Below are 23,849 nucleotides of genomic sequence, written 5' to 3' on the forward strand. Positions count from 1 at the left end.
CCCGCTGCATTAAGCAGTGGCGTTACTTAGGGCGATAAAGAAGCCAGCAATCGAGGCCGACATCAAGTTGGACAGTGTACCGGCCAACACGGCTTTGACGCCAAAACGAGCAATCTCTTTGCGGCGGGTAGGGGCAATGCTACCCAGACCACCCAGCAGAATCGCAATGGAAGATAGGTTCGCAAAGCCACACAGCGCAAAAGAGAGGATCGCCATGGTGTGCGGTGTCATCATTTGACCCGTCGCAGCCACCACCTGTTCCCCATCAATGTAGGGCGCAAGGTTGATATAGGCGACGAATTCGTTGACCACTAATTTTTGGCCGATGAAGGACCCAGCCAGAGTAGCCTCTTCCCAAGGTACACCCAAGAGGAAGGCCAGCGGGGCAAACAGCCAGCCCAAGATCAGCTCCAGACTCAGCGAGTCAAAGCCCACCCAGCCGCCAACGCCGCCTAGAATGCCGTTAACTAACGCAATCAGGGCGATAAAGGCGAGTAGCATGGCGCCCACGTTGGCAGCCAGCATTAGACCCGAGGTGGCACCCGATGCCGCCGCATCCAAGACGTTGGCAGGTTTATCTTCCTGGGCTTCAATCTCTTCTTCCACCTTGGTAACGCTGTCGCTGTCGGTAACGTCCTGGGTTTCCGGCATGATCAGCTTGGCGAACAGCAACCCGCCCGGCGCCGCCATAAAGGAGGCTGCCACCAAGTACTCCATGGGAATACCCAGCGCGGCGTAGCCCGCCAATACTGAACCGGCGACCGACGCCAGACCACCACACATAACGGCAAACAGCTGCGAAGGCGTCATGCGGGCGATAAACGGACGCACCACCAACGGTGCTTCGGTTTGGCCGACGAAAATATTGGCGGTTGCGGAAAGCGACTCCGTGCGTGAGGTGCCCAAGGCTTTCTGCAGAGCGCCGCCCAGAATACGAATCACCCACTGCATAATGCCGATGTAGTAGAGCACGGCGATCAGCGAGGAGAAGAAGATAATGACGGGGAGTACTTTGATCGCAAATACAAAGCCGACATTATCCACATCGGCTAAGCCGCCGAACAGAAAGCCGATACCATCGTTGGCATACACCAAAATTTGGCTAACGCCGGAGGAGATGGCCTGTAGTACCGCTTGGCCAAACGGCACATAGAGTACAAAGGCACCAATCCCCGCTTGAATAGCAAAGGCGCCCAGCACGGTACGCAGCCGGATAGATTTACGGTCGTAGGAGAAGATCAGGGCAATGGCCACCAGAGTGACCATGCCCACCAAGCTCATAAGGAGTGTCATAAGGAGATCCTTCGAGTCCGCGAGTAAGAAGCGCGTTTATAGTAAGTTGAGCTTGACGGAGTAGATCATCGCGTTCTGATAATCGTTGGGGGTGCCCAACTTATTCTCAGAGTAGCGGTACTGAATGCCGGTGGTGATCAAATCGCTCGGATGCCACCATAGGCTCAGTGCACCGTTGGTGCCCACACTACCTGCCGTGTCGCCCACGTAGTTCTGCTCCAGGTATTCATCGTCACGGCCAAACGTCTGTTCGTGCCAGTTGGTGACGCTGAAGTTCTGGTTGAGCGCGTTGAAATCATAACCCGCGACCCAGCCTGCCATATAGCCGTTCATGCCGGTATAGCTATTACTTTGCACCCGCGCCGCGCCAATAAAGGGTTTAAACCATAGGCCGTTATCAAAGGTGGTACGGTAACCCAAACCCAGAATCTGATCCTGCTCGCGGCTGTTATAACCGTAATCGCGGAAGTCATACAGGTGGGCGTAAATCGATAGCGGGCTATCACCCAGGTAAATGTGAGAGGTCACTTTACCCGCGGTGCGGAAGTTGTCTTTACCACCGCTGGACTCATCGAACTGGTCGTTGGTGGGGTTCTCGAAATCAAAGAAGCCGTAGAACTCGCCCCAGCTAAAGCCAGCGCCGCCTTCGATTTCGAGAAACATAAAGTCGCTTTTCGCCGCGTTGGACGCGGTGCGCGCCTCGGTGCCGTTTGACCAATCCAGGTAGTTAACTGAAACGTTGGCGAATGACCATAGCCGATCAAGGGGATGCGGCTGAGCAGCCTCGTCTGCCATTAGCGGCGTAGTCAGCATTGCCCCTAATACGCCAGCGCCAAGCGCGATCTTAGACGAAGGGGTGCGAGAGTGTGTACGAGCAGTCATGAGAGCCTCAACAAGGGTTGTCGCGGAGCCACTTAGGTGTGGCTATCCGAGGTTATAGTCGTGCGGGCTGGCGTTAATGTTAAAATTATAACATTCAGTGTTATTTTTCTAACGTTGATTTGCAAGTATTGTCACATCAACGCTATTTAAATGTCATATCTCTCACGGGAATCAGGCAGAGACTGGATGGTTCAAGGGTTGTGATAGCCGTGGAGACATGGCCATAGAGACATCGCATGATGATATAGCAGTGGAAATTCCGCCGTTGCTCACGCAGCATAGAAATGAACGCTGACTATTTATGAAGGCAGCATCGCCAAGACATCGACACGATATTTACGTTTAGCTTCACACAACAAGAGGGGTTTGCAAGGAGATGCCCACTACCAATGGCCGAAGCGCGCTGCGCCTTGCCAAACTTCAGGAAGCGCTTGCCAGTGGCGGCACTCTGCACCTGCGCGATGCCGCAGAGTTGTGCGATGTTTCAGAAATGACTATCCGCCGCGATCTGAGTACCCAGAAGACCACTATTAGCCTGCTGGGGGGGCGGTTAGTGATGGCAAATTACCCAGGCGTAACCCCTATTTATGACTTGAATGAACAGCAGGCCAGCCACTATCAAGCCAAGCATCGGCTCTGCCAACGAGCCTTAGCTTATATACAAGAGGGCGATACGCTGTTTATTGACTGTGGCTCAACGCTAATGCCGCTGCTGAGCCAGTTGAGTCATTTTCATGAGCTAACGGTAGTCACCTATGCGCTTAACGTTGCTAATGCCGTTGCCGCGCTACCCAACGTGCGTTTGGTACTATTGGGCGGGCTGTTTTATGCCGCCTCTCAATCTTTTGGCAGCGATAATATGGCCGCCGCTGTCGAACGGCTAGGCATTAATAAAGCGCTGATCTCCGCTGCAGGGGTGGATTTAGAGCGCGGAGTAAGTTGCTTTCACTTTCACGAAGTGGCCCCTAAACAGGCTGCCATTGCCACCGCCATACAGCGGCTGTTGGTGGTAGATGCCAGCAAGTTCGGTGTGGTTCGGCCTGCCTATTTCGCCGCACTGGACGATTTTGATGTGGTGGTCACCGACGAAGAGGGCGCACCGCAACTATTAGATGGCCATGGAAGTGATGTGCCAAAAGTGACGGTAGCCTAAGAGAGTGGGGCGTTGTTGATGGTAGTCAATGCCTTGGGTGCGGCAATGCGCCACTTCTTTCATGATCTCGATCAATAGAAAATACTTTAGTCTTAGTTGATCTAATCTTTCGTGATTGGGCCAGCTTGGCTCGTCGCCAATTCCCATCCGGCGACGCATATTTTTCCCGGAGCAATGACGCTCACTGCGATACGCATTGTTTTTAGCAACGTTTTTAGCTGTGTGCTTACGAGCATGTTTTGGGAAGAGTATGGGGTGGTAGTTAGCCTGCTATTTATATAAATGGCGTGGCTGGCTAGTTTCTAATCAACCTGTTGTTTTTAAAACCTTACTTTTAAAACCTGGACGAGATCACACCATGCAACGAAGCTCTCTTTGGCGCAGGCGAGGCACCTTGGTGCTCCTTGCGCTGTGTCTGTTTCTAGCAGGCTGTAGTTCAGCGCTGCTAGACCCAAAAGGCCAGGTTGGCGCTGAACAGCGAACGCTGATTCTGACCGCCTTTGGCCTCATGTTGATTGTGGTTATTCCTGTTATTGTCATGACGCTGCTGTTTGGCTGGCGCTACCGGCGCAGTAATAGCGTAGCTAATTACATGCCTGACTGGGCGCACTCCAATGTGATCGAGGCAGTGGTGTGGATCGTACCCTGTGCGATTATCGCTGTACTCGCCCTGTTGACCTGGAAAACCTCCCATAGCCTTGACCCTCACAAGCCGCTGGAAAGCGACGTGGCGCCGATCGAAATACAGGCCGTAGCGCTGGATTGGAAGTGGTTGTTTATCTACCCCGAGCAGGGCATTGCCAGCGTTAATGAAGTGGCCTTCCCTGTGGATACCCCGGTGCGCTTTCGGGTGAGCTCCGGCTCGGTGATGAATGCCTTCTTTATCCCTCACCTTGGCAGTCAGATCTACGCCATGGCGGGTATGGATAACGATGTTCATCTTATCGCCGATGAAACGGGTAGCTACCCTGGCCGCTCCACCAACTACAGTGGCGCAGGCTTCTCCGGCATGACCTTTGACGCCAAGGTGACCACGCCCGCCGATTTTGATGCCTGGGTGGAAACGGTGCGCGGCGCCCCACAAACGCTGACCTACCCCGAAGGTTATGAAGCGTTGGCTGAACCCAGCGAATCGAATCCGGTGGAGTACTTCTCGGCCGTTTCGCCGTCGCTGTATGAAAGCATTTTGAAAAGCTTCCACACCGGCGGTGAACACTCTATGGGCGGCGACCACCAGCTGAGCGGCGATCATGCTGACTCGCACGATGGTGAAAGCGCTCACGCTACCGATCACGCGGCCGAATCAGGTCATGTCACCAACAACCATGCTAGTCAGGATCATGCCATGCGCAGCCACTCCTCTAGCGTAGAAGCGGGAGGTTAAGCCGTGTTTGGAAAACTCAGTTTAGAGTCAATTCCCTATCATGAGCCGATCATCATGGTCGTCGCAGCCTTTATGGCCATTGGCGGGATCGCACTGTTTGGTTTGATAACTTACTACCGTAAATGGGGCTGGCTGTGGAACGAGTGGTTTACCTCCGTTGACCATAAAAAGCTCGGCATTATGTATTTCATTGTTGCCCTGGTCATGCTGCTGCGTGGCTTCTCGGATGCGATAATGATGCGTACCCAGTTGGCTATGGCCGCCGGGGATGCAGCGGGCTATTTGCCCCCTGAACACTACGACCAGATCTTTACCGCCCACGGCGTTATTATGATCTTCTTTGTCGCCATGCCCATGGTCATCGGCCTGATGAACCTGGTGGTGCCGCTGCAAATTGGCGCCCGCGACGTCGCCTTCCCTTTCCTGAATAACTTAAGTTTTTGGCTGTTTGCCGTAGCGGCGATACTGGTCAATATCTCGCTGGTGGTGGGCGAATTCGCCAAAACCGGCTGGCTTGCCTATGCGCCTTTATCGGGGATCGAGTTTAGTCCCGGGGTGGGGGTCGATTACTGGATATGGGCGTTGCAGATATCCGGGATAGGTACGACGCTCACCGGTATCAACTTCTTCGTGACCATTATTAAAATGCGCACCAAGGGCATGACGATGTTCCGCATGCCGATCTTCACCTGGACATCGCTGTGCGCCAACGTGCTGATCATCGCTTCCTTCCCGATTTTAACCGCGACCATCGCACTGCTCACCCTGGATCGCTATTTGGGTATGCACTTCTTTACCAATGATTTTGGCGGCAACATGATGATGTACGTCAATCTCATCTGGGCCTGGGGCCACCCGGAAGTCTATATCCTGATTCTGCCCGCCTTTGGCGTGTTCTCTGAAGTTATTTCGACCTTTGCCCGTAAGCGCCTGTTCGGCTACGCCACCATGGTGTGGGCGACCATCGCGATCACCTTGCTGTCGTTTATTGTTTGGCTACACCACTTTTTCACCATGGGGGCAGGGGCCAACGTCAACGCCTTCTTCGGCATTATGACGATGATCATCGCCATTCCTACCGGGGTGAAAGTCTTCAACTGGCTGTTCACCATGTTCCGCGGCAGCCTCGAGCTCACTTCGCCGGTGCTGTGGACGCTGGGCTTTATTATCACCTTTACCCTGGGCGGTATGACCGGCGTCATGCTGGCGGTGCCCGCAGCCAACTTTGTGCTGCATAACAGCCTATTCGTTATCGCTCACTTCCATAACGTCATTATTGGCGGTGTGGTGTTCGGCATGATGGCGGGCCTGACCTTCTGGTTCCCCAAAGCGTTCGGTTTCACGTTGAGCGAGAAGTGGGGCAAGCGTTCGTTCTGGTGCTGGTTTATCGGCTTCTACGTCGCCTTTATGCCGCTTTACGTGCTGGCCTTCTTTGGCGCCGTGCGCCGCATGCAGTCCTACGCCAACCCCGAATGGCAGCCGTGGATGATTCTGGCTTGGGTAGGCGCGGTGATCATCATGATGGGTATTGTCTGCACAGTTATTCAGTTCTGGGTCAGCATCCGTGACCGTAAACAAAACGCGGATGTCACTGGCGACCCCTGGGATGGCCGTACCCTGGAGTGGTCAACCTCCTCCCCTGCGCCGTTCTACAACTTTGCGCGTTTGCCGGAAGTGGGCGACATCGACAGCTTCTGGTCGCAGAAACAGCGCGGCGAAGAGCAGCTTGAAGAAGCCCCCTATACCGATATTCACATGCCGCGTAACACGGTGGCAGGTCCGGTGATTAGCCTGTTCGCACTAGTGATTGGTTTCGCGCTGGTATGGCATATCTGGTGGTTAGCGGGTGTAGGTGCCGTAGGTGTATTTGTGAGCTTTATGGCACGGGTATTTAACGACGATATCGATTACTACGTTCCCGCCGCAGAAGTTGAGCGCATCGAACGTGAGCATCAGCTCAAATGTGAACAAAAACTAGGCGTGGAGGCGCAAGCGTAATGTCGACTGATACGCTAAATCATAGCTCACACCACCCGGTAGAGCACGAGGAAGAGCATCACGATGCCACGGGCACGAAATTGTTCGGGTTCTGGGTCTACTTAATGAGCGATTTGGTGATCTTCGGATCACTCTTCGCCACCTACGCCGTGTTGATCAAGGGCACGGCAGCAGGCCCCTCAGCGGCGGAAATTTTCGAGCTGCCGTTTGTATTGGTCGAAACGTTTCTGCTGTTGTTCAGTAGTTTTACTTTCGGCATGGGTGTGCTGGCGATGAACGCCGAACGCCTTGGTCAGGTAAAAGCGTGGCTCGCCGTGACTTTCCTACTGGGAGCGGGGTTCGTGGGCATGGAGATCTACGAATTTCAGCATCTGATTCATGAAGGCTATGGGCCGGATAAAAGCGCATTTTTGTCGTCGTTCTTCACTCTGGTGGGCACCCACGGGCTACACGTGACCTTTGGTTTGATCTGGATTTTGGTGATGCTGGTACAGCTGTACACCAAAGGGTTGAACGATATGACCCGGCCGAGGATTTTGTGCCTAAGTCTGTTCTGGCACTTCCTGGATATTGTCTGGATCTGTGTCTTCTCATTCGTCTATCTGATGGGAGTGCTGTGAGATGAGTCATTCTTCGTCTAGTTCACCCAATGCCCATGGCAGCGTTAAGTCGTATGTGACAGGACTGGTATTGTCGCTGATACTGACCATCATCCCCTTTGCGGTAGTGATGAGTGGCGCACTCAGCACACTGGCTACCGTCATCGTGGTCGTGGTGACCGCTGTGCTGCAGATATTGGTACAGCTGGTTATGTTCATGCATATGAATACCAAAGCCGACGAGGGCTGGAATCTGATGTCCTTCGTCTTCACACTGACGATTCTCGTCTTAGTGGTAGGAGGCTCGCTGTGGATCATGCAGCATCTGCATCTCAACATGATGATCGGCTGATTTCAGCACCTAGCCGCTGGCGGGATCTGCTTGAGCTGACCAAACCGGGCATTATCGGGGGCAACCTGATTGCTACTCTAGGCGGCTATTTCCTGGCCGCCCAGGGGCAGTTCGAGTGGCTCAGCTTTGTCGCGGTCATGGTGGGGATTGCATTAATCATTGCGTCGGGCTGTGCGTGTAACAACGTCATTGACCGGGATATTGATGCATTGATGGCGCGTACGCGCCATCGCCCCCTGGTCAGAGGCAGCATTTCCATCACCCAAGCGCTGGGCGTTTCGGCGCTGCTGGGTGTGTCGGGGGTGGTGTGTCTGGCGCTGGGCACCAACGGGCTAACCGTTGCCTTGGCAGTCACTGGCTGGGGCGTGTATGTAGGGCTTTATAGCCTCTATATGAAACGCCGCTCAGAGTACGGCACTTTGGTAGGCAGCCTCTCCGGCGCGATGCCGCCGGTGGTGGGCTACTGCGCCGTGACGGGGCAGTTCGACAGCGGTGCCATTATGCTGCTGGTGATTTTCTGCCTGTGGCAGATGCCGCACTCCTATGCCATTGCTATTTTCCGCTACGCCGATTACCGCCGCGCCTCGATTCCGGTGCTGCCGGTGGTGCGCGGGGTCAAAATGGCCAAACACCATATTCTTGGCTACATCGTGGCGTTTATTCCCGCTTCGCTGGCGCTAGGTCTGGCCAGCCAGGCGGGCGCGGGGTATCTGTGCGTGGCGCTGACTATGGGCGGTTACTGGCTCTACTTGGCACTGCGCGGCTACCGTTTAGACGACGATGTGCGCTGGGCCAAAAAGGTGTTTGGCGTCTCTATCCTTACCATCACCGCGATGAGTTTAGTCATGGTGTTGGAATCGATGGTGCCGATGTGGGTCTAGCCCTCTCATACCGTTAAGCCGTTAATAAAACGCCCCAAGCAGACAACTGCTTGGGGTGTTTTTATTGGCTAGGGAAAAGTTTCTGTAACTCAGCTTTCCCGCTGGCTGGCCTGAATAGCCGTCAACGCAATGGTATAAACGATATCGTCGACCAGCGCGCCTCGGGAAAGGTCGTTCACCGGCTTGTTCAACCCCTGCAGCATGGGGCCAACGCTTACTACGCGGGCGCTACGCTGCACCGCTTTGTAGGTGGTATTGCCGGTGTTGAGGTCGGGGAACACAAACACGGTGGCTTTACCTGCCACCGGCGAGTCGGGCGCTTTCTGCTTGCCCACGCTCTCGATGGCGGCGGCGTCGTACTGTAGCGGGCCGTCGATGGCCAGGTGCGGCGCGCGTTCTTTAGCAATGCGGGTGGCTTCGCGGACTTTATCTACATCCGCACCGGTGCCGGAGTCACCGGTGGAGTAGCTGATCATGGCGACGCGTGGCTCAATACCGAAGGCTTCAGCGGAGCGGGCGCTTTGCAGGGCGATTTCCGCCAGGGTTTCAGCGTCCGGGTCGGGATTAACCGCGCAGTCGCCGTAGACCACCACCTGCTCGGGCAGCAGCATAAAGAAGATCGACGAGACTTGGTTATACTCCGGCGCGGTTTTAATCAACTGAAAGGCGGGCCGCACGGTGTTGGCGGTGGTGTGTACGGCGCCGGAAACCAGCCCGTCGACTTCATCCAGCTGCAGCATCATGGTGCCGAGCACTACGTTGTCTTGCAGCTGCGCTTCGGCGGTTAGCTCGTTGAGCTTGCCACGACGACGCTCGACCATCGGGCCAATATAGCGCGCGCGGCTGCTTTCGGGATCGATGATCGTCAGCGCTTTGGGCAGCGTGAGTCCGCGGTTACGCGCTACGTTTTCGATATCGTCACGCTTACCCAGCAGCACGCAGTCGGCAATGCCGCGGCGCTGGCAGATAATGGCCGCTTCTACGGTACGTGGCTCATCACCCTCTGGTAGCACCACGCGCTTTTTAGCCAATTGAGCGAGTTTAACCAACTGATGGCGAAACGCTGAAGGCGAAAGGCGGCGGGTATAACCGCTGCTCAGGTGGGCTTTCAACCACTCAAGATCTATATGGGCGGCGACGTAACGAGCCACCTGTTCGGCGCGCTCGAAATCGTCCATAGGGATTTCGCTGCTTAACTGGCTGAGGTTCTGTGCCGTGGTCAGGCTGTCGGTCTCTACCGCCAATACCGGTAGGCCCGTTTTGAGCGCGGGGCGGCACATTTCAATCATGCTGTCGTTAGGCATAAAGCCGTTGGTCAGCAGTACGCCCGCTAGCTGAATACCGTTCATGGTCGCTAGCGCTGAGGCCAGTACCACATCGTCGCGGTCACCTGAGGCGACTACCAAGCTGCCAGGAGTGAAAATATGCAGGGCGTTGGCAGCACTGCGTGCGCAGAGGCTGGTGGAGAGCACCCGGCGGCTGGCTGCCTCGCCTTCGTTCAGCAGCTTGGCGTTAAGCGCTCGGGCCACATCCAGGGTGCGCAAGGCGCTAAGGGTTTTGCTGTAAGGCACCACGCCAATCAGATGGAATTTATCGGTTGCCAGGGCAGGGGAGTACTGGCGTAGCTCAGTGAGTACCGACTCTTCCAGCTGCGGTTTGAAGGTGCCCGGCGCGGCAGAAAGATCGTCTTCCTGAGCGTAAGGCAGGTTCTTCATGCGCATCAAAATGCCGCCCAGGGTGCGGCTGGAGCTAACTCCGCCAAAGCTGCGTGCGTGCATATCAAGCTGTTCGGCCAGTGCCTGGGGCTCGTTTAAGTCACCAGATCCGACAAGAATAATCCGCGCATTCAGCGCGTTGGCGAGTTGGGCATTGGTTTGAGTCGCATAGGTGGTGTGCTGGGTGGGCACCACGCCCTCTACCACGACAAGGTCTAAGGTGCTGCCATCGCGGTGGGCCTGCTGGACAACCTGCTCATAGAGCTCAACGGCGTTTTCCATTAGCTCATCGGTTTGGTCGTCGCGCAGCAAGCGCTCCAGCCGCGCCTGGGAAATCGGCGACGGCGGGCGTTGGTTTAGGGCCCGGGAGACCAACGCGGTGGAACGATCCAAACCTGGGCCGTTCAGCTCGTTCTGCATAAACGGCTTTAAAAATCCGGCTTTCAGGCCGATGGTATCCAGCGCTTGAATTAAACCCAGACAGGCGGAGGTAAGCCCGACGCCCTGGCTGGTAGGCACTAACAGAATCGCTTGTGGCTGATCGGGGTGGGGAGTCATACACGTGTCTCTAAGCAGTGACGGGTTTCCAGGGCTATGCGACCCTCTTCATCGGTAGGGATCACCCACACCTGGGGGCCTTCATGACCAGCGCTATCCAGCTTGCCCTCTTTGCCGCGAATAGTCGTTTCGTTAGCATCTTTATCCAACGCAAAGCCGAAGTGGGGCATAAGTGACAGCACATGAAGGCGCACAATAGGCGAGTTCTCGCCGATGCCACCGGTAAAAATAACCCCGTCTAATTGGGGTAGTGCGCAGGAGAGCGCCGCTAACGATTTGGCGATACGGTAACAGAACACCTCCATGGCTAACTGTGCGGTGGCGTGCCCTTGTTCAGCCGCCTCCTCAATTTCGCGCATGTCGTTGGTTAAGCCTGAAAGGCCCAGTAGGCCGCTCTCTTTATTGAGCACGTTGTCGATTTTGTCTAACGACCAGCCCAGTTGGCGGTGTAGATGGGCGTGCAGGCCGGGGTCGACGTCGCCACTGCGGGTGCCCATCACCAAGCCTTCCAGTGGGGTAAGGCCCATGCTGGTATCCTGGCTTTGATTGTTCCAAACCGCGCTGGTGGAGCAACCATTGCCCAAGTGGGCGGTCAGCCAGCCGCCTGCGCCACGGCTACTCAGTTCGCCCGCCCGCTGGCTAACGTAAGCGTGGCTGGTGCCATGAAAGCCGTAGCGGCGAATGCCATGCTCAACGTAGAGGCTTTCTGGCAGGGCGTAACGGTAGGCACGCGGCGGCATGGTTTGGTGGAAAGCGGTATCGAACACGGCCACTTGGGGCAGTTCAGGAAAGACGTTTTGGGTCGCAGCAATGCCGGCCAAATTCGCGGGGTTATGCAGGGGGGCAAGCGCTGCGGTAGTTTGGATAGCGGCGATGACGCTGTCGTCAATGAGTGCAGCCTGGGTGAAATGCTCGCCTCCATGCACGATGCGATGGCCCACTGCCACGGGTAATCGGCCCTCCATACGCTCAAGTATGGCATTCAGTGCTTGGGTATGGTCAGCACCAGGAAGTGGCTGAGTAAAACGTTCACCGGTACTGTTTTTGCCCTTTAAGCCAGCCTCATCGCTACCCAGGCGCTCAGCTATGCCTTCAAGACGTGGTGCCTGAGGGTCTGAGTCAATCAACGCGTATTTAATAGAGGAGGAACCGCAGTTAATTACCAGCACCGGTGCATTCATAAAAACCTTTTCGCTAGGAGGTTAGTGAGCAAAGAGATAGACTTTAGTTTAACATGCTGCGCTGCGGAAAAGCAGCGCCTGGAATTCGTTAGCCTACTATGTAACTGCGAGGCATGCTGAGCTATCGATGGCTACACGCCCGATCTTCGCCTTACTCTTTCTTAACTCCCTTAATGAGCCGTTCTGTTCTTATGTCAGCGTCCCCTTTGCCTAAACTACTGCCGCGCCATTTGGCCATTCTGTTAATGATGACCGTGGCCACTATGTTCGCCGCCAATCATGTCTCGGCGCGGCTTGCGTTTGATAATGGCACCGGGCTGTTACTGGCGGTATTAACCCGCTCGGGGGTGGCCTGCCTGATTTTAGTGGCATTAGTCATCGTACAGAGAAAGCGACTGTGGCTGCCCGCAGGCTCTTGGCCGTGGCAACTCGCCGTGGGGCTGTTGATCGCGATCCAGAGCGTTAGTCTCTACTCGGCGGTGGCCAGACTGCCGGTGGTGATCGCACTGCTATTGGTCAATACCTTTCCTATTCAGCTGGCGCTGCTCAGTTGGGCGTTGGGCGGCCCGCGTCCTACTCTGCGTAGCTGTCTGATTATGGGCACGATTTTAATCGGCTTACTGGTGGTGCTGGATATTCCCTCATGGATTGCCAGCGCCGATGGCATGGGGCCGGGGTGGATAGCAGGCATTGGTTTTGGATTAATGGCGGCCTTCGTATTTGCCTGCGCGCTGTGGGTTACCGAGCACCGCCTTGCAGGAGTGGGCAGCACCCTGCGCAGCCTGTTGACCATGCAGACCGTGTTTATTGTCATGATCATTGGCGGCATCGCCGGTGTGGTGCCAGGGGGTATGAGCCTGCCGGATAACAGTACCGGCTGGCTAGGGCTGACGCTGCTTGGTCTGCTGTATGGCTCGGCGTTTTCGACGCTGTTTATTTTTGTGCCGCGACTCGATATGGCACGCAACGCACCGGTGATGAATATCGAGCCGGTTGCCTCCCTGGTGCTGGGTTACTTTGTGTTGGGGCAAATGCTTAGCCCCGGCCAGTTGGTAGGTGGGGCAGTCGTGGTTGGCGGCATTGTCGTGCTGAGTTTATCCAAGGGGCGGTAAATATCACCGTGAGATTTATTCGATATAAAGCCCTGTAGCTAAAAATTGGCTATGGGGTTTTTATTTTCATCATTACAACACCTATATTGTTAGCGCGCTAATTAATTGTTAGACTAAAGTCCCCTATGCGATTCCCTACACGATACGTGCCCGTTGAGAGGCGCTGGCCAGGTAGTTGCCTGGTGGCTAACAAGTGAGCTCTGCATGACCCCTGATCAAACATTTGCCCGCTGGGTGAAGGTAGCCCTTGCTGCCTTTGTACTGCTTTTTATCTATTTTCTGTTAGCCGATAGCTTTATGCCCATGACGCCGGAGGCGAGGGTGATGCGGCCGGTAACGCGTATAGCGCCCGAACTCAGCGGCCCAGTGAGTGAGGTGCTGGTGAGTGATCATCAACATGTGGCCAAAGGTGACGTGCTGTTTCAGATAGACCCGGCGCCGTTTCGCTTAGCCGTTGAGCAGGCGGAGCTTAACCGCGAACAGGCCGGGCGAGAGAATGCCCAGCTGGAAGCAGAGCTAACCTCTGCACAAGCGGAGCTGGCGTCTGCTGAGGCGACGGCTGCCGAGCGGCGGGGTGAACTGCAGCGTGCTGAAACTCTTGTGGCGCAGCAGAGCGTATCGCGCCAACAGTACGAACAGCAGGTGGCCGCTGAGCGCACCGCTCAGGCTAGCGTAGCAGCAGCCAGGGCTAAAATCGTCAGCCTGGAAGTGCAGTTGGGCGATGCTGGCGAGACAAATCTGCGTTTGCGTCAAGCAGGCAATGCGCTCTCCCAGGCGCAGCTGGATCTTGCCCGTACTCAGGTGCGCGCCGCGCAAGCCGGTCGTGTTGCCAATCTGCAGCTAGAGGTGGGTGACTACGTTCAGGCGGGGCAGCCAGCAGTAGCGATAGTGACCGATGGGATGGATATTATTGCCGATTTTCGTGAAAAGAGCCTTCGCCATGCGGCCCCTGGTGATTCAGCGCAGGTAGTGTTTGATGCCTGGCCGGGACAAGTATTTGATGCGCAAGTAATCAACATGGATGCCGGTGTTCGCGAAGGCCAGCTGGCCGCCGATGGTCAACTGGCCGATATTCCCACCACCGACCGTTGGGTGCGCGATGCCCAGCGTATGCGCGTACACCTAGCGTTAACTCAGCCAATCGAGAATTTGTTACCCAGCGGCGCCCGCGCCACGGTGCAGCTTCAGCCTGGCGATGCTGCTTTGGCCAAGCCTTTTGCATGGTTACAGGCGCATCTCATCAGCTGGCTGCACTATGTTTATTAACAGCCCGTATATTAAGCGCATGTTGTTGACCCCGTTTAAAGGTTGGTGGGGGAGGCGCGGTGAGGCTAATGTCAAGGGAACTGCTCGCCCGGCGTTAACCCAAAACGGCCTGCGTCAGTGCCTGCGGGTAGCTGGCGGCGGCACGTTGGGGTTTGTGGTCAGCCAACTGATGGGCTGGAACTACGGGGTGTTTTTTACCGTTTTTCCAATGTTCTTGCTGGGCATGGTGCCGATTCTTAATGGCCATATTATTCGCCAGTTTTTAGCCAACGTATCGCTTAACGTGCTTGAAGTCAGCCTGGTGGTGGGGCTGCTTAAACATATGCCGCCAGTGATGACCCTGGTGGTGATGGGCATGTTTCTGTTTCGCTTTAACCTGATGGCGAAAGGCCCCCTGTTTCTGTTTGGCGCAAACGGCGTGCTGACGCTCAGCATCCTGCTCCACTTTGCCAGCTACCCCAATGTAGACTTGAGCGATTTACTGGCCTGTAATCTCGTCGCCAGTGGTTTGGCGGTGTTTATTGCCATGCTGATGCATACGCTGTTTCCTGACGTGGAAGCCCGCAAACCGCCGCCCAGAGCCACCAAAACATCCTCGCAAATTCGTCATGAAACCTTAATCGGTGGATTAACCGCCACGCTCTCGTTTGTGGTGTTTCAGGTGTTCGACTTGCAGGGGTCGCTCTCGGCGCAGATGGCTACCATCCTGGTGCTATTTACGCTGGGATACTCTGGCGCGAAAGTATCAGCCGGTAAGCGAGCTATAGGAACGCTGCTGGGGTGTAATTTGGCACTACTAATGCAGCTACTCCTGTATACCCAGAGTCACCATTTTTTGCTGGTGGTGATGCTCTACTGGCTGGGGCTAATACTCTTCGCTCGGGAGCATATTCATGAAGGGGGCGGATCAGGGATTGGCTTTGGTGGGCTTACCACCTTGGGAATTCTGTTCGGCCAGTCGCTAGGCCCGCAGCAGGATCTGGTTTACAGCGCGCTCTATCGCTTCTCTTCCATGAGTGTGGCACTGATCCTTACGCTGCTGGCTATGGCTTGCCTGCACTTCGTCTTGAACCGCTGGGCACCAACGCGTTTACCCGCGATCAACCCCAAATAAACCCGCCATAAATTAAGTAGCGCAACTTTTTTAATAAAGGCTACTCTGATGAATGTGTCGATGTGTGATCAGCAGTGCCATTCGCACCTTTCACATACGGCGTTTTCCCTACTAACGGATTAGAGGTGTTCGTCATGACAACTGGTAAAGATGATAAAGCTAAAGGAACGGCCAACAAAGCAGCAGGTAAAGTGAAAGAAGCCGCGGGCAAGGCAACCGGTAGCACCAAAACTGAAGCCAAAGGTAAGGCCCAGCAGGCGAAAGGCGAACTGCAAAAAGGCAAAGGCGACGCCAAGGAGAGCCAGAAAAAACAGCGCTAATCATGTAACACAGATACCAACAGGGGGCTTCGGCCCCCTGTTGGCGTTTGAATGGCTTTGAACTGTTGTTTTGCTCTGTATGTATGGCTTGCTATTAGCTTTATTGAGGGTTTGTTAATGCCAGCTTCTGCCTTTTGCAGATAGTGTCTAATGCGATGCTATGAGCGAAAACCCCACTACCAGAGGTAGCGGGGTTTTCAAATGACAGAACAGCTAGGTATCAGTTTAATTCCAGCGAGAAACTCATTTCGATGCCTGCGTCATCCACTCTGAACCAGTACTCCATGTTCTTGTAGACGTCGCCATATTGCTTGAGCATTTCAATATCGAACTCTGACGCATCATTTGCTGGCATCTGCTCCATCACTTTAACCATTGATTGATAAAACTCGCCTGTCATGTGGCCATGAAGCAGCAGGTCACGCTCTGAAGCAGGAGCTTCCAGCTCTTTCTGTAGTACCGACGAATCGCTGATGCCTGCACTCAGTGCAATAGCCGTGTCCGACATGGCGACGTAGAGCTCCGGTGTGTCTGGTGGCAGCATCGTACTCTCGACTTGCTTGGCTTCTCCGCCGGGTTCCAGTCCAAGCGCCCCTAACTCAGGCGCGAAGGAACTTGCTGTAGATAGCAGTGTTAGCGGGTTTTGTGAGGCGAGTGTGAGGATGCCGGTCGCAAAGGGTTCGCCGTTTTTCATTGTCAGGCTGTTAATACGCGCGTTGAAGCCAGACAGCGATGGGCCCATCATCATCATGATCGGATTATTGATCGCTAGGTTAGCCTCGTTCCAGGCGCTGTTTAGTTCCTGCAGCTCATCACAGCTGAAGGGGTTTTCGCGCACTTGCTGAGCATATTTCTGTACGGTCTGAACTAGTACCGGCAGGTTCAGGCCCAAACCAATGCTGGCCATGCCCTCTGTATTGCCAAGACCTGGAACCTGAGTGATCAGGGCACGGAGGTCGCTGACAATCTCCTCATCGGTCTCCAGAATGAGATTCATTTCCATATTTTCGAGATCGTTCTCGCGCGTCCCCATAACAACGCCGGGGAAACGGCTGGTAATACGGTCGATGTCTGCCTGGCAGCTGGACAGATCCAATTGCTCAGTATCAGTCGCTTCCAGCATTGCCTGAGTCCCTGTATGAGTGGGGTTACTCAACTCATTAAGCAGACGTGCAAACGAGAGCTGGCCAGCACCGTAAGGGGTGAAGCCATGGCGCTGTTCAAGTTCTGCCAGCGAGCCGGTATCTCCGATGCTACTTTCGGGCAGCGTGTTACCCAGCACCTGCGTGAGCAGCTCGTCGCTGGCATCCTGTGGCACCATCGATAGCACTAGTTGTTGATCTTCGATAGCGAGGATCGCCTTGACCGGAGCCTCAGGCGTCAACACCCAGTAGTTGGTGCCGTTGGTGGAGGCCTCGTTTGGAGTGATATCGGCCTTGGTCAGGATACGCTGCAGCGTTTCGCGAAAAGCATCTTCATCGTGCAACTGTATGCGCATAACAGGCAAAATACCTAGCCCGTAAATAGCGATTTGGGGGCTTATTTTCAGGCCCAGTGCATGGACATCATCCAGAGTTTCAACATCGAGTAGTTCTTCACCCGTTGCGATTAACAACGTCATCATCGAGCGAAGGGCTTCATCATCGACATCGGCCAGCGAGGCGCGCAATTCATCTAGATCAGACTCAAGGTTAGCTATGGGCTGCGTGCGCTGATAAAGATCAAAGACATCTTGTTCCGGAAATGAGTCGCGCGAGGCCATAAAGTAAGGAGAGTCAGCCGGAATATATTTCAGTATGGGGGCTGCGTTATTTTTCGGCGCTTCCTCCTGTGTGGCTGCTGACGTTGATTCGTTATCATCACTGCAGCCGGTTAACAGGCCTGCGCTGAGCAGAGCCGCGGTTACCGCCAAGGAAAGTTTGGTTTTCATCTGGAATCAGTTCTTTGAATGGTGTTGGTTTTAAATAGAACGCTATGAACAGAGCGCGACGTAAATGATAATCATACACGAGCAATGTATAATTAATCTACTTGAGCGATAAATACTTTTAGAGAAAATTCAGTAAATGGTTATTTGTACTTAGAAGCCTGATCGCGCCAACAGTTGAGGTCGCTGAACGGGAGCTCTATAAGGAATTGCAAAGCCAGAGAAACATGCAGTGTCTGATCCGTTGCAAGTAGATATGTAAAGTGGCCCTTGAGTTTTGCTAAGACTCAAGAGCCACATATAGTCACGACACTGTTCAGTAAGTCGCTATTTTAAACTTCCTGATATAGCTCACTGCCTTTGTTGCGGAACTTCTCTGCCTGCTCTTCCATGCCTTTCATCACCGCTTCCTGATCACCGTTGAGGCCGTGCTCATTGGCGTAGTCACGCACCTCCTGGCTGATCTTCATGGAGCAGAACTTTGGCCCGCACATGGAGCAGAAGTGGGCCACCTTGGCGGAGTCTTTGGGCAGGGTTTCGTCGTGGTATTCCCGGGCGGTATCCGGGTCTAGCCCCAAGTTGAACTGGTCTTCCCAACGGAACTCGAACCGCGCCTTGGAAAGGGCATTGTCGCGCCGCTGTGCGGCAGGGTGGCCTTTGGCCAAGTCCGCCGCGTGGGCAGCAATCTTGTAGGTGATGATGCCGGTTTTGACATCGTCTTTATTGGGCAGGCCCAGATGTTCCTTGGGCGTGACGTAGCAGAGCATGGCGCAGCCAAACCAGCCAATCATTGCTGCGCCAATGCCTGAGGTAATGTGGTCGTAGCCGGGGGCGATATCCGTCACCAGCGGGCCGAGGGTGTAGAAGGGCGCCTCGTCGCAGTACTCCAACTGTTTATCCATGTTCTCTTTCACCAGGTGCATGGGCACGTGGCCGGGGCCTTCGATCATTACCTGCACGTCGTGCTTCCAGGCGATATGGGTCAGCTCGCCGAGGGTTTTCAGCTCCGCCATTTGCGCTTCGTCGTTGGCATCCGCCACCGAGCCAGGGCGCAGGCCATCGCCGAGGGAGAACGCCACGTCGTACTGCTTGCAGATCTCGCAGATCTCCTCGAAGTGGGTATACAGGAAGCTCTCCTGGTGATGGTACAAACACCACTTGGCCATGATCGAGCCGCCGCGGCTAACAATACCGGTGACCCGCTTGGCGGTGAGCGGCACATAGCGCAGCAGTACGCCCGCGTGAATGGTGAAGTAGTCCACGCCCTGTTCGGCCTGCTCGATCAGCGTATCGCGGAAGACTTCCCAGGTGAGGTCTTCGGCCACGCCTTTAACCTTTTCCAGCGCCTGATAAATAGGCACCGTACCAATGGGCACCGGCGAGTTGCGCAGAATCCACTCGCGGGTTTCGTGGATGTTCTGCCCAGTGGAGAGATCCATAATGGTGTCCGCGCCCCAGCGGATGCCCCAGGTCATCTTATCCACCTCTTCTTCAATTGAAGACGTCACCGCGGAATTGCCCAGGTTGCCGTTAATCTTGACCAGAAAGTTACGGCCAATAATCATCGGCTCGCTTTCCGGGTGGTTGATGTTATTGGGAATAATCGCCCGTCCGCGGGCCACTTCATGGCGCACGAACTCTGGCGTAATTTCTTCCGGTAGGCTGGCGCCAAAGCTCTGGCCGGGGTGCTGGTGGCCCAGAATACGCTCTACTTCTGCCGTACCTAACGCCTGGCGACGTTGGTTTTCGCGGATGGCAATAAACTCCATTTCCGGGGTGATAATGCCTTGGCGGGCGTAGTGCAGCTGAGTCACGTTTTTACCCGCTTTCGCGCGACGTGGGGTGCGGGTTAAATCAAAGCGCAGTTGGGCAAGGGTGGGGTCATTGGCGCGGCGGTTGCCGTAATCTGACGTGGGCCCGGTTAGGAATTCGGTGTCGTCGCGCTCTTCAATCCAGGCCCGGCGTAGGGCGGGTAAGCCTTTGCGTAAATCGTTGATAGCCTCTGGGTCGGTGTAGGGGCCAGAAGTGTCATACACCAGCAGTGGCGGGTTCTCTTCATCAATGCCGGTGGTTTTGGTAGGTGAAAGCGAAATTTCCCGGAACGGCACGCGAATATCGGGTCGTGAGCCTTCCACGTAAACCTTGCGCGAGCCGGGCAGTGGCGCAATGGCGGCGGCATCGACCTGGGCGGTTTCGGCTAAAAAGTGACTGGTTCTATTGTTGACGGACTTAGTCATTACGGTCTCCATAGTTTGTTGTTGTGCTGTATTAAGCTGTCAGGTCTTGGTCTATCAGCGCTAAGCCCATCTGCCAGAAATCGATTTCCAGGCGGGTGGCATCGCGGAAGATCTTGCTGAGTTCGGCGAAGCGGGCGGGGGGGACATCGGCTAAGCGGGTATTGAGCCATTCAAGCTCTGCCTGCATGGCGGCCTGAAACTCCTCGCCTTCGTACATGGCAATCCAGGCGTCAAAAGGGTTTTGGCTACCGCGTAGGGTAGAGGGCTGGGCGTTCAACCAGTTGGCGATTTCGCCATAGCCCACTAGGCAGGGGGCCAACGCTACGTGCAGATCGAGCAGATCGCCGCGGTTGCCGGTATCCAATACATAGCGGGTGTAGGCCAGGGTGGCCCTGGCTTCGGGGAGCGCTTCCAGCTCCTGCTCGGAAATCCCCCACTCTTGGCAAAAGCCCACGTGCAGGCCCAACTCCACATCCACAATGGCTTTTAAGCCTTCATGGGCCTGGCGAAGGTCGGCAAGGGTGGGGCTTTTATAGGCAGCCAGCGCGTAGGCGCGAGCGAAGTGAATCAAAAACAGGTAGTCCTGTTTTAAATAGTGGCGAAACGACGCCTCAGGCAGCGTGGCAGTGCCCAATTGGCGCACAAAATCGTGCTCAATATAGGCGCGCCAATCTTCATGAGAGGCGGTGGTGAGATCAGTAAAGCGGTAGCCCATGACTTCTCCGGTGGTAATGATCCGGAGGGTGGGCGAAAAAGATCGAGGAAATGGCGTGAAAGGTGGCGTGAAATGAAGCCGTGGCCATCGCTTGATCCCTACGCCGGTACCCGCGCTGCGACTTGTGTAAGTAGCAGTGCATTAGCCGGATCAGGTTCAGCGGGACCAGCGCTTGGCAGCATTAATTGCTACGCCCTGCGCCATCTCAGCCGGATATCACCGGCACCCCGTCAAGCTGTTCGTGGGTGGAGTGTAGGAGGCGGGTGGGGGAGATGCAAGGGGGGACTGCCGAATTAGGCTTTGCTTGGTTGTGAAAGAGTGGAGTAGAGTCAAGCTAGAGTTGATAGAACTTCAATGGAAGAGCCGCCACCACTGGAGAAAAAGGCGATATGAACACGGCTCCCGATCCGCTCGACACGCCCGGCGCTCTGCCGTTCGTCGATCAGCATGCTGTGGATTATGTGGGCAGCGTCAACTTGCTGGTGGCGCCTGTCCGCGATCGTGTACTGTTACCTCTCGACCTAGACCGGAGAACGCCATGTCTTCCCCCCTTGTGACCACCGACTGGCTGCAGGACAACCTGGATAACGAACATTTGGTACTGATCGACGCTAGCATCGCCAATGTCGTTGGCAAGGAGCCGATCGTTTATGACCGTCCGATGTTGATCCCGGGAAGTTTCCGGATCGACCTGGAAGGAACGCTTTGCGATACCGGAGCTTCTCAAATTCACGCCTTCCCGACGGAAGAGCAGTTCACTGCGGAGATCCGTAGATTGGGCATCGAGCCCGAGAGCCTGGTGGTGTTGTACGACGATCAGGGGATCTACTCGGCACCACGCGCCTGGTGGATTCTGCGGGCTATGGGCCTCAAACAGGTGTTTGTTCTGGATGGCGGCCTGCCGCTGTGGTTGGCCGAAGGGCGGGAGGTCGATTCTGCTTCGGTGGCAGATGCGGCCAAGCATGGCAGCGTGGTTGGCAAACTCGACCACACTCTGGTTCGAGATGCTGTCTATGTTTTCCAGCATCTGGAGGACGAGCGAGTAACTGTCATCGATGCGCGATCACAGGCACGTTTCCTGGCGCAAGCGCCAGAACCCAGACCTGGTGTGCGCGGTGGCCACATCCCCAACTCCCTTAACCTACCGTTTACAGAGGTGCTGGAGGGCTATCGGTTCAAGCCAGCCAGCCAGCTGGCGTCAACGTTTGCCCGCCTCGCTCCCTCCCTTCAGCCCAGCAACGGGCACCAACTGGTGTTTTCCTGTGGTTCTGGCATCACCGCCTGCATCATCCTACTGGCGGCCGAGCTGGCCGGGTATACTCAGCTGTCGCTGTACGATGGTTCTTGGGCCGAATGGGGCAGCAGTGAATCGTTGCGTGTGGCGTAGCGGACATGATCCCACTATGACAGGAATGGGCAGTTCCTAACAATCACAGGCACGGTACGTCTACTCCATAGGGGCTTCGTCTCCATGGCGCAGCCGCAGGTGCTGTCTGCGTTAAATCAGTAGTGGTACCTAAGTTGAGCAATAAGCAAAGCTTCATCCGTGACTTGTAAACCATTCGGGGTTCTTCGTTGATTCGCCGAGACGAGTAACCGGCGAGGCTGTGTTTGAGAGGCGCTGGTTTGCCGACCCCTTCAAACGGCTCTCGCTGGGTCTCTTTGATGAACTTTTTTCAGCTCTGAGTCGATTATCGAAGCGCCTCTACTTTCCCGGTAGAGGCGCTTTTGTAACAAAAACTTACCTATCGCAATCGAATCCTCCTTGTTATCGAACAGTGTTTTTCCTATATTTGATACGTGTGAATCAAACGACTGTCACATTATGTGAACCAAGGCAGGATCGCCTTTCAATACCATGACGATTCATAGAATCTTTCATAGCAAGTCGTCACAAGGAGAAGACACGTGAAACTCAGAACCCTACTTACCGCCTCGTTTGCCTCTACCGCGCTGCTCGCCGCGGCACCGTCGGCATTCGCCGCACCCAATGCTGATGGACTCTATCTGGGCATCGGTACCGGTTTCAGCTCGCTGGAGAATGACGACGACGAAGTCGACAATTTCATCTCCGATGGCGCTGAAGATTTTGATCTGGATGATGACGAAGACAACGTCTTCAAAGGTTTCGTCGGCTACGAAATCAATCCTTATTTCGCTACCGAAATCTTCTATGCCGATCTGGGTCGTACGCGCCTAGAGGGTAACAGCGGCGCCAATACCGATTTGGAATCCAACGCCTACGGGGCGAGCTTGGTCGGTCAATTGCCCGTCACCTCCTGGTTTACCGCTTTCGCCAAGGCCGGTGTGGCCAAGTGGGAAACCGACGTCGACGGTAACCTTGGCGGTGCTAGCGTTGATCTTGAAGATCAGGACGGCACTGACCCGGTCTACGGTGTCGGCGCGCAGTTCAACTTCGACCCCTTCCTGGTTCGTGCTGAATACGAGCGCTACGACTTTGACAGCGACTACAGGATCGACACCTTTACCGCGTCAGCCGGTATCCGCTTCTAACCGTCAATCTGTTTTGCCATGTACGATATCAGCGCCGGGGCTTGCCCCGGCGCTGTCGTTTTATCTCACGCAACTCTCCCATACTTCCAGGCGGTACGCTGTCAGCGCGTTAAGGCGCTGGGCTAGCTTCGGCTCATAATCATGATCGGCCGCGTTACGATGCAACTTGCACTGATCGTGCTGTTATGGATGCCAACGTCTCTGGCAAATTGTCGCTGGAACATACAGTAAACAAGGGAGCATCTATGAACCTTCTATTCATATGCAGCGAAAACAGGCTGCGCAGTCCGACGGCGGAAAGTGTCTTTGCCGCTTATCCCGGCATCCAGGCAATCGGCGCTGGTACAGGGGTACATGCTCAAACGCCCGTTTCCCGGGGTTTGATTGAGTGGGCGGATATCGTCCTGGTGATGGAAAAGCACCACCAGGATGAGGTCGCCAGGACGTACAAGGACGTGTTGAAGGAGAAGCTGCTGGTCTGCCTGGATATTCCTGATCACTATGAGTTCATGGAGCCGGAACTCATCAACTTGCTCAAGGAAAGGGTGCCAGAGTATGTACGATTATCGACGGTTGAAAAGTAGCCAAGTTAACTACAGTGACAACGATCCAGACCCATAGGGTAGTCCTCGTGCCTCAGTGTCGAAA

21 protein-coding genes and 1 riboswitch are annotated in these 23,849 nt (G+C 55.1%); of the genes, 13 read left to right on the forward strand and 8 right to left on the reverse strand.

The genetic code is table 11. The features are described 5' to 3' along the window. Window positions 1–9: 9 nt before the first annotated feature. Both SR894_RS04700 and SR894_RS04705 read right to left on the reverse strand, forming a co-directional pair. Window positions 10–1,293, reverse strand: a complete 1,284-nt coding sequence (locus SR894_RS04700) for a NupC/NupG family nucleoside CNT transporter (protein WP_071695605.1) — start codon at window positions 1,291–1,293, stop codon at window positions 10–12. 36 nt (window positions 1,294–1,329) lie between these two features. After that, on the reverse strand, window positions 1,330–2,175 hold the full coding sequence (locus SR894_RS04705; protein WP_133731290.1) for an outer membrane protein OmpK: 846 nt from the start codon (window positions 2,173–2,175) through the stop codon (window positions 1,330–1,332). Between the two features lie 376 nt (window positions 2,176–2,551). Here SR894_RS04705 and SR894_RS04710 point away from each other — a divergent pair, with 376 nt between their 5' ends. From SR894_RS04710 to cyoE, 6 genes are all read left to right on the forward strand, one after another. Then, the gene (locus SR894_RS04710) at window positions 2,552–3,328 is read left to right on the forward strand and encodes a DeoR/GlpR family DNA-binding transcription regulator (protein WP_133731289.1); all 777 of its coding nucleotides are present in this window, start codon (window positions 2,552–2,554) and stop codon (window positions 3,326–3,328) included. 358 nt (window positions 3,329–3,686) lie between these two features. Next, window positions 3,687–4,712, forward strand: a complete 1,026-nt coding sequence (gene cyoA, locus SR894_RS04715) for a ubiquinol oxidase subunit II (RefSeq protein ID WP_133731288.1) — start codon at window positions 3,687–3,689, stop codon at window positions 4,710–4,712. A 3-nt stretch (window positions 4,713–4,715) separates the two neighbouring features. Beyond that, window positions 4,716–6,710 (forward strand): cytochrome o ubiquinol oxidase subunit I, encoded by a 1,995-nt coding sequence (gene cyoB / locus SR894_RS04720; RefSeq protein WP_133731287.1) that lies wholly within the window; start codon window positions 4,716–4,718, stop codon window positions 6,708–6,710. Further along, window positions 6,710–7,330 (forward strand): cytochrome o ubiquinol oxidase subunit III, encoded by a 621-nt coding sequence (gene cyoC, locus SR894_RS04725; protein ID WP_223287814.1) that lies wholly within the window; start codon window positions 6,710–6,712, stop codon window positions 7,328–7,330. Before cyoB ends, cyoC begins: the two co-directional genes overlap by 1 nt. Window position 7,331: 1 nt before the next feature. Beyond that, window positions 7,332–7,661 (forward strand): cytochrome o ubiquinol oxidase subunit IV, encoded by a 330-nt coding sequence (gene cyoD / locus SR894_RS04730; protein WP_133731285.1) that lies wholly within the window; start codon window positions 7,332–7,334, stop codon window positions 7,659–7,661. Then, window positions 7,619–8,542 (forward strand): heme o synthase, encoded by a 924-nt coding sequence (cyoE, locus tag SR894_RS04735; RefSeq protein ID WP_133731284.1) that lies wholly within the window; start codon window positions 7,619–7,621, stop codon window positions 8,540–8,542. The genes cyoD and cyoE overlap by 43 nt, the downstream gene beginning before the upstream one ends. Window positions 8,543–8,631: 89 nt before the next feature. Here the strand turns inward: cyoE and pta are convergent, their stop codons facing one another. Both pta and SR894_RS04745 read right to left on the reverse strand, forming a co-directional pair. Beyond that, complete coding sequence (gene pta / locus SR894_RS04740) at window positions 8,632–10,815, reverse strand: phosphate acetyltransferase (protein ID WP_133731283.1); 2,184 nt, start codon at window positions 10,813–10,815, stop codon at window positions 8,632–8,634. Then, window positions 10,812–11,996 carry an acetate/propionate family kinase gene (locus SR894_RS04745; protein WP_133731282.1) on the reverse strand — a complete coding sequence of 395 codons (1,185 nt, stop codon included), beginning with the start codon at window positions 11,994–11,996 and terminating at the stop codon, window positions 10,812–10,814. The genes pta and SR894_RS04745 overlap by 4 nt, the downstream gene beginning before the upstream one ends. A gap of 191 nt (window positions 11,997–12,187) precedes the next feature. Here SR894_RS04745 and SR894_RS04750 point away from each other — a divergent pair, with 191 nt between their 5' ends. The 4 genes from SR894_RS04750 (at window position 12,188) to SR894_RS04765 (ending at window position 15,808) form a co-directional block, all read left to right on the forward strand. After that, window positions 12,188–13,108, forward strand: a complete 921-nt coding sequence (locus tag SR894_RS04750; RefSeq protein ID WP_133731281.1) for an EamA family transporter — start codon at window positions 12,188–12,190, stop codon at window positions 13,106–13,108. Between the two features lie 204 nt (window positions 13,109–13,312). Then, window positions 13,313–14,374: an HlyD family secretion protein gene (locus SR894_RS04755; RefSeq protein ID WP_133731280.1), complete on the forward strand. Its 1,062-nt coding sequence runs from the start codon at window positions 13,313–13,315 to the stop codon at window positions 14,372–14,374. After that, complete coding sequence (locus tag SR894_RS04760; protein ID WP_133731279.1) at window positions 14,364–15,488, forward strand: DUF2955 domain-containing protein; 1,125 nt, start codon at window positions 14,364–14,366, stop codon at window positions 15,486–15,488. The genes SR894_RS04755 and SR894_RS04760 overlap by 11 nt, the downstream gene beginning before the upstream one ends. 134 nt (window positions 15,489–15,622) lie before the next feature. Next, window positions 15,623–15,808: a CsbD family protein gene (locus SR894_RS04765; protein WP_101145912.1), complete on the forward strand. Its 186-nt coding sequence runs from the start codon at window positions 15,623–15,625 to the stop codon at window positions 15,806–15,808. A 220-nt stretch (window positions 15,809–16,028) separates the two neighbouring features. Here SR894_RS04765 and SR894_RS04770 read toward each other — a convergent pair whose 3' ends face one another. From SR894_RS04770 to tenA, 3 genes are all read right to left on the reverse strand, one after another. Beyond that, window positions 16,029–17,738: a hypothetical protein gene (locus tag SR894_RS04770; RefSeq protein ID WP_223287813.1), complete on the reverse strand. Its 1,710-nt coding sequence runs from the start codon at window positions 17,736–17,738 to the stop codon at window positions 16,029–16,031. Window positions 17,739–18,067: 329 nt separating this feature from the next. Then, window positions 18,068–19,972 carry a phosphomethylpyrimidine synthase ThiC gene (gene thiC, locus SR894_RS04775; protein ID WP_133731277.1) on the reverse strand — a complete coding sequence of 635 codons (1,905 nt, stop codon included), beginning with the start codon at window positions 19,970–19,972 and terminating at the stop codon, window positions 18,068–18,070. A gap of 31 nt (window positions 19,973–20,003) precedes the next feature. Next, window positions 20,004–20,687: a thiaminase II gene (tenA, locus tag SR894_RS04780; RefSeq protein WP_133731276.1), complete on the reverse strand. Its 684-nt coding sequence runs from the start codon at window positions 20,685–20,687 to the stop codon at window positions 20,004–20,006. 78 nt (window positions 20,688–20,765) lie between these two features. Continuing rightward, window positions 20,766–20,927: riboswitch (TPP riboswitch) on the reverse strand. A gap of 298 nt (window positions 20,928–21,225) precedes the next feature. Between tenA and SR894_RS04785 the strand changes: the two genes are divergently transcribed. Beyond that, window positions 21,226–22,074 carry a sulfurtransferase gene (locus tag SR894_RS04785; protein WP_133731275.1) on the forward strand — a complete coding sequence of 283 codons (849 nt, stop codon included), beginning with the start codon at window positions 21,226–21,228 and terminating at the stop codon, window positions 22,072–22,074. Window positions 22,075–22,117: 43 nt separating this feature from the next. On the opposite strand, the gene SR894_RS04790 is transcribed toward SR894_RS04785, so the two are convergent. Further along, complete coding sequence (locus tag SR894_RS04790; RefSeq protein WP_425348420.1) at window positions 22,118–22,354, reverse strand: type II toxin-antitoxin system YoeB family toxin; 237 nt, start codon at window positions 22,352–22,354, stop codon at window positions 22,118–22,120. Window positions 22,355–22,595: 241 nt separating this feature from the next. On the opposite strand from SR894_RS04790, the gene SR894_RS04795 reads away from it, so the two are divergent. Beyond that, window positions 22,596–23,201, forward strand: coding sequence for a porin family protein (locus tag SR894_RS04795; RefSeq protein ID WP_133731274.1), 606 nt, complete (start codon window positions 22,596–22,598; stop codon window positions 23,199–23,201). Window positions 23,202–23,446: 245 nt separating this feature from the next. Then, window positions 23,447–23,785 carry a low molecular weight protein tyrosine phosphatase family protein gene (locus SR894_RS04800; protein ID WP_133731273.1) on the forward strand — a complete coding sequence of 113 codons (339 nt, stop codon included), beginning with the start codon at window positions 23,447–23,449 and terminating at the stop codon, window positions 23,783–23,785. Window positions 23,786–23,849: the final 64 nt, after the last annotated feature.

The organism is Vreelandella neptunia (assembly GCF_034479615.1).
Classification (GTDB): Bacteria; Pseudomonadota; Gammaproteobacteria; order Pseudomonadales; family Halomonadaceae; genus Vreelandella; species Vreelandella neptunia.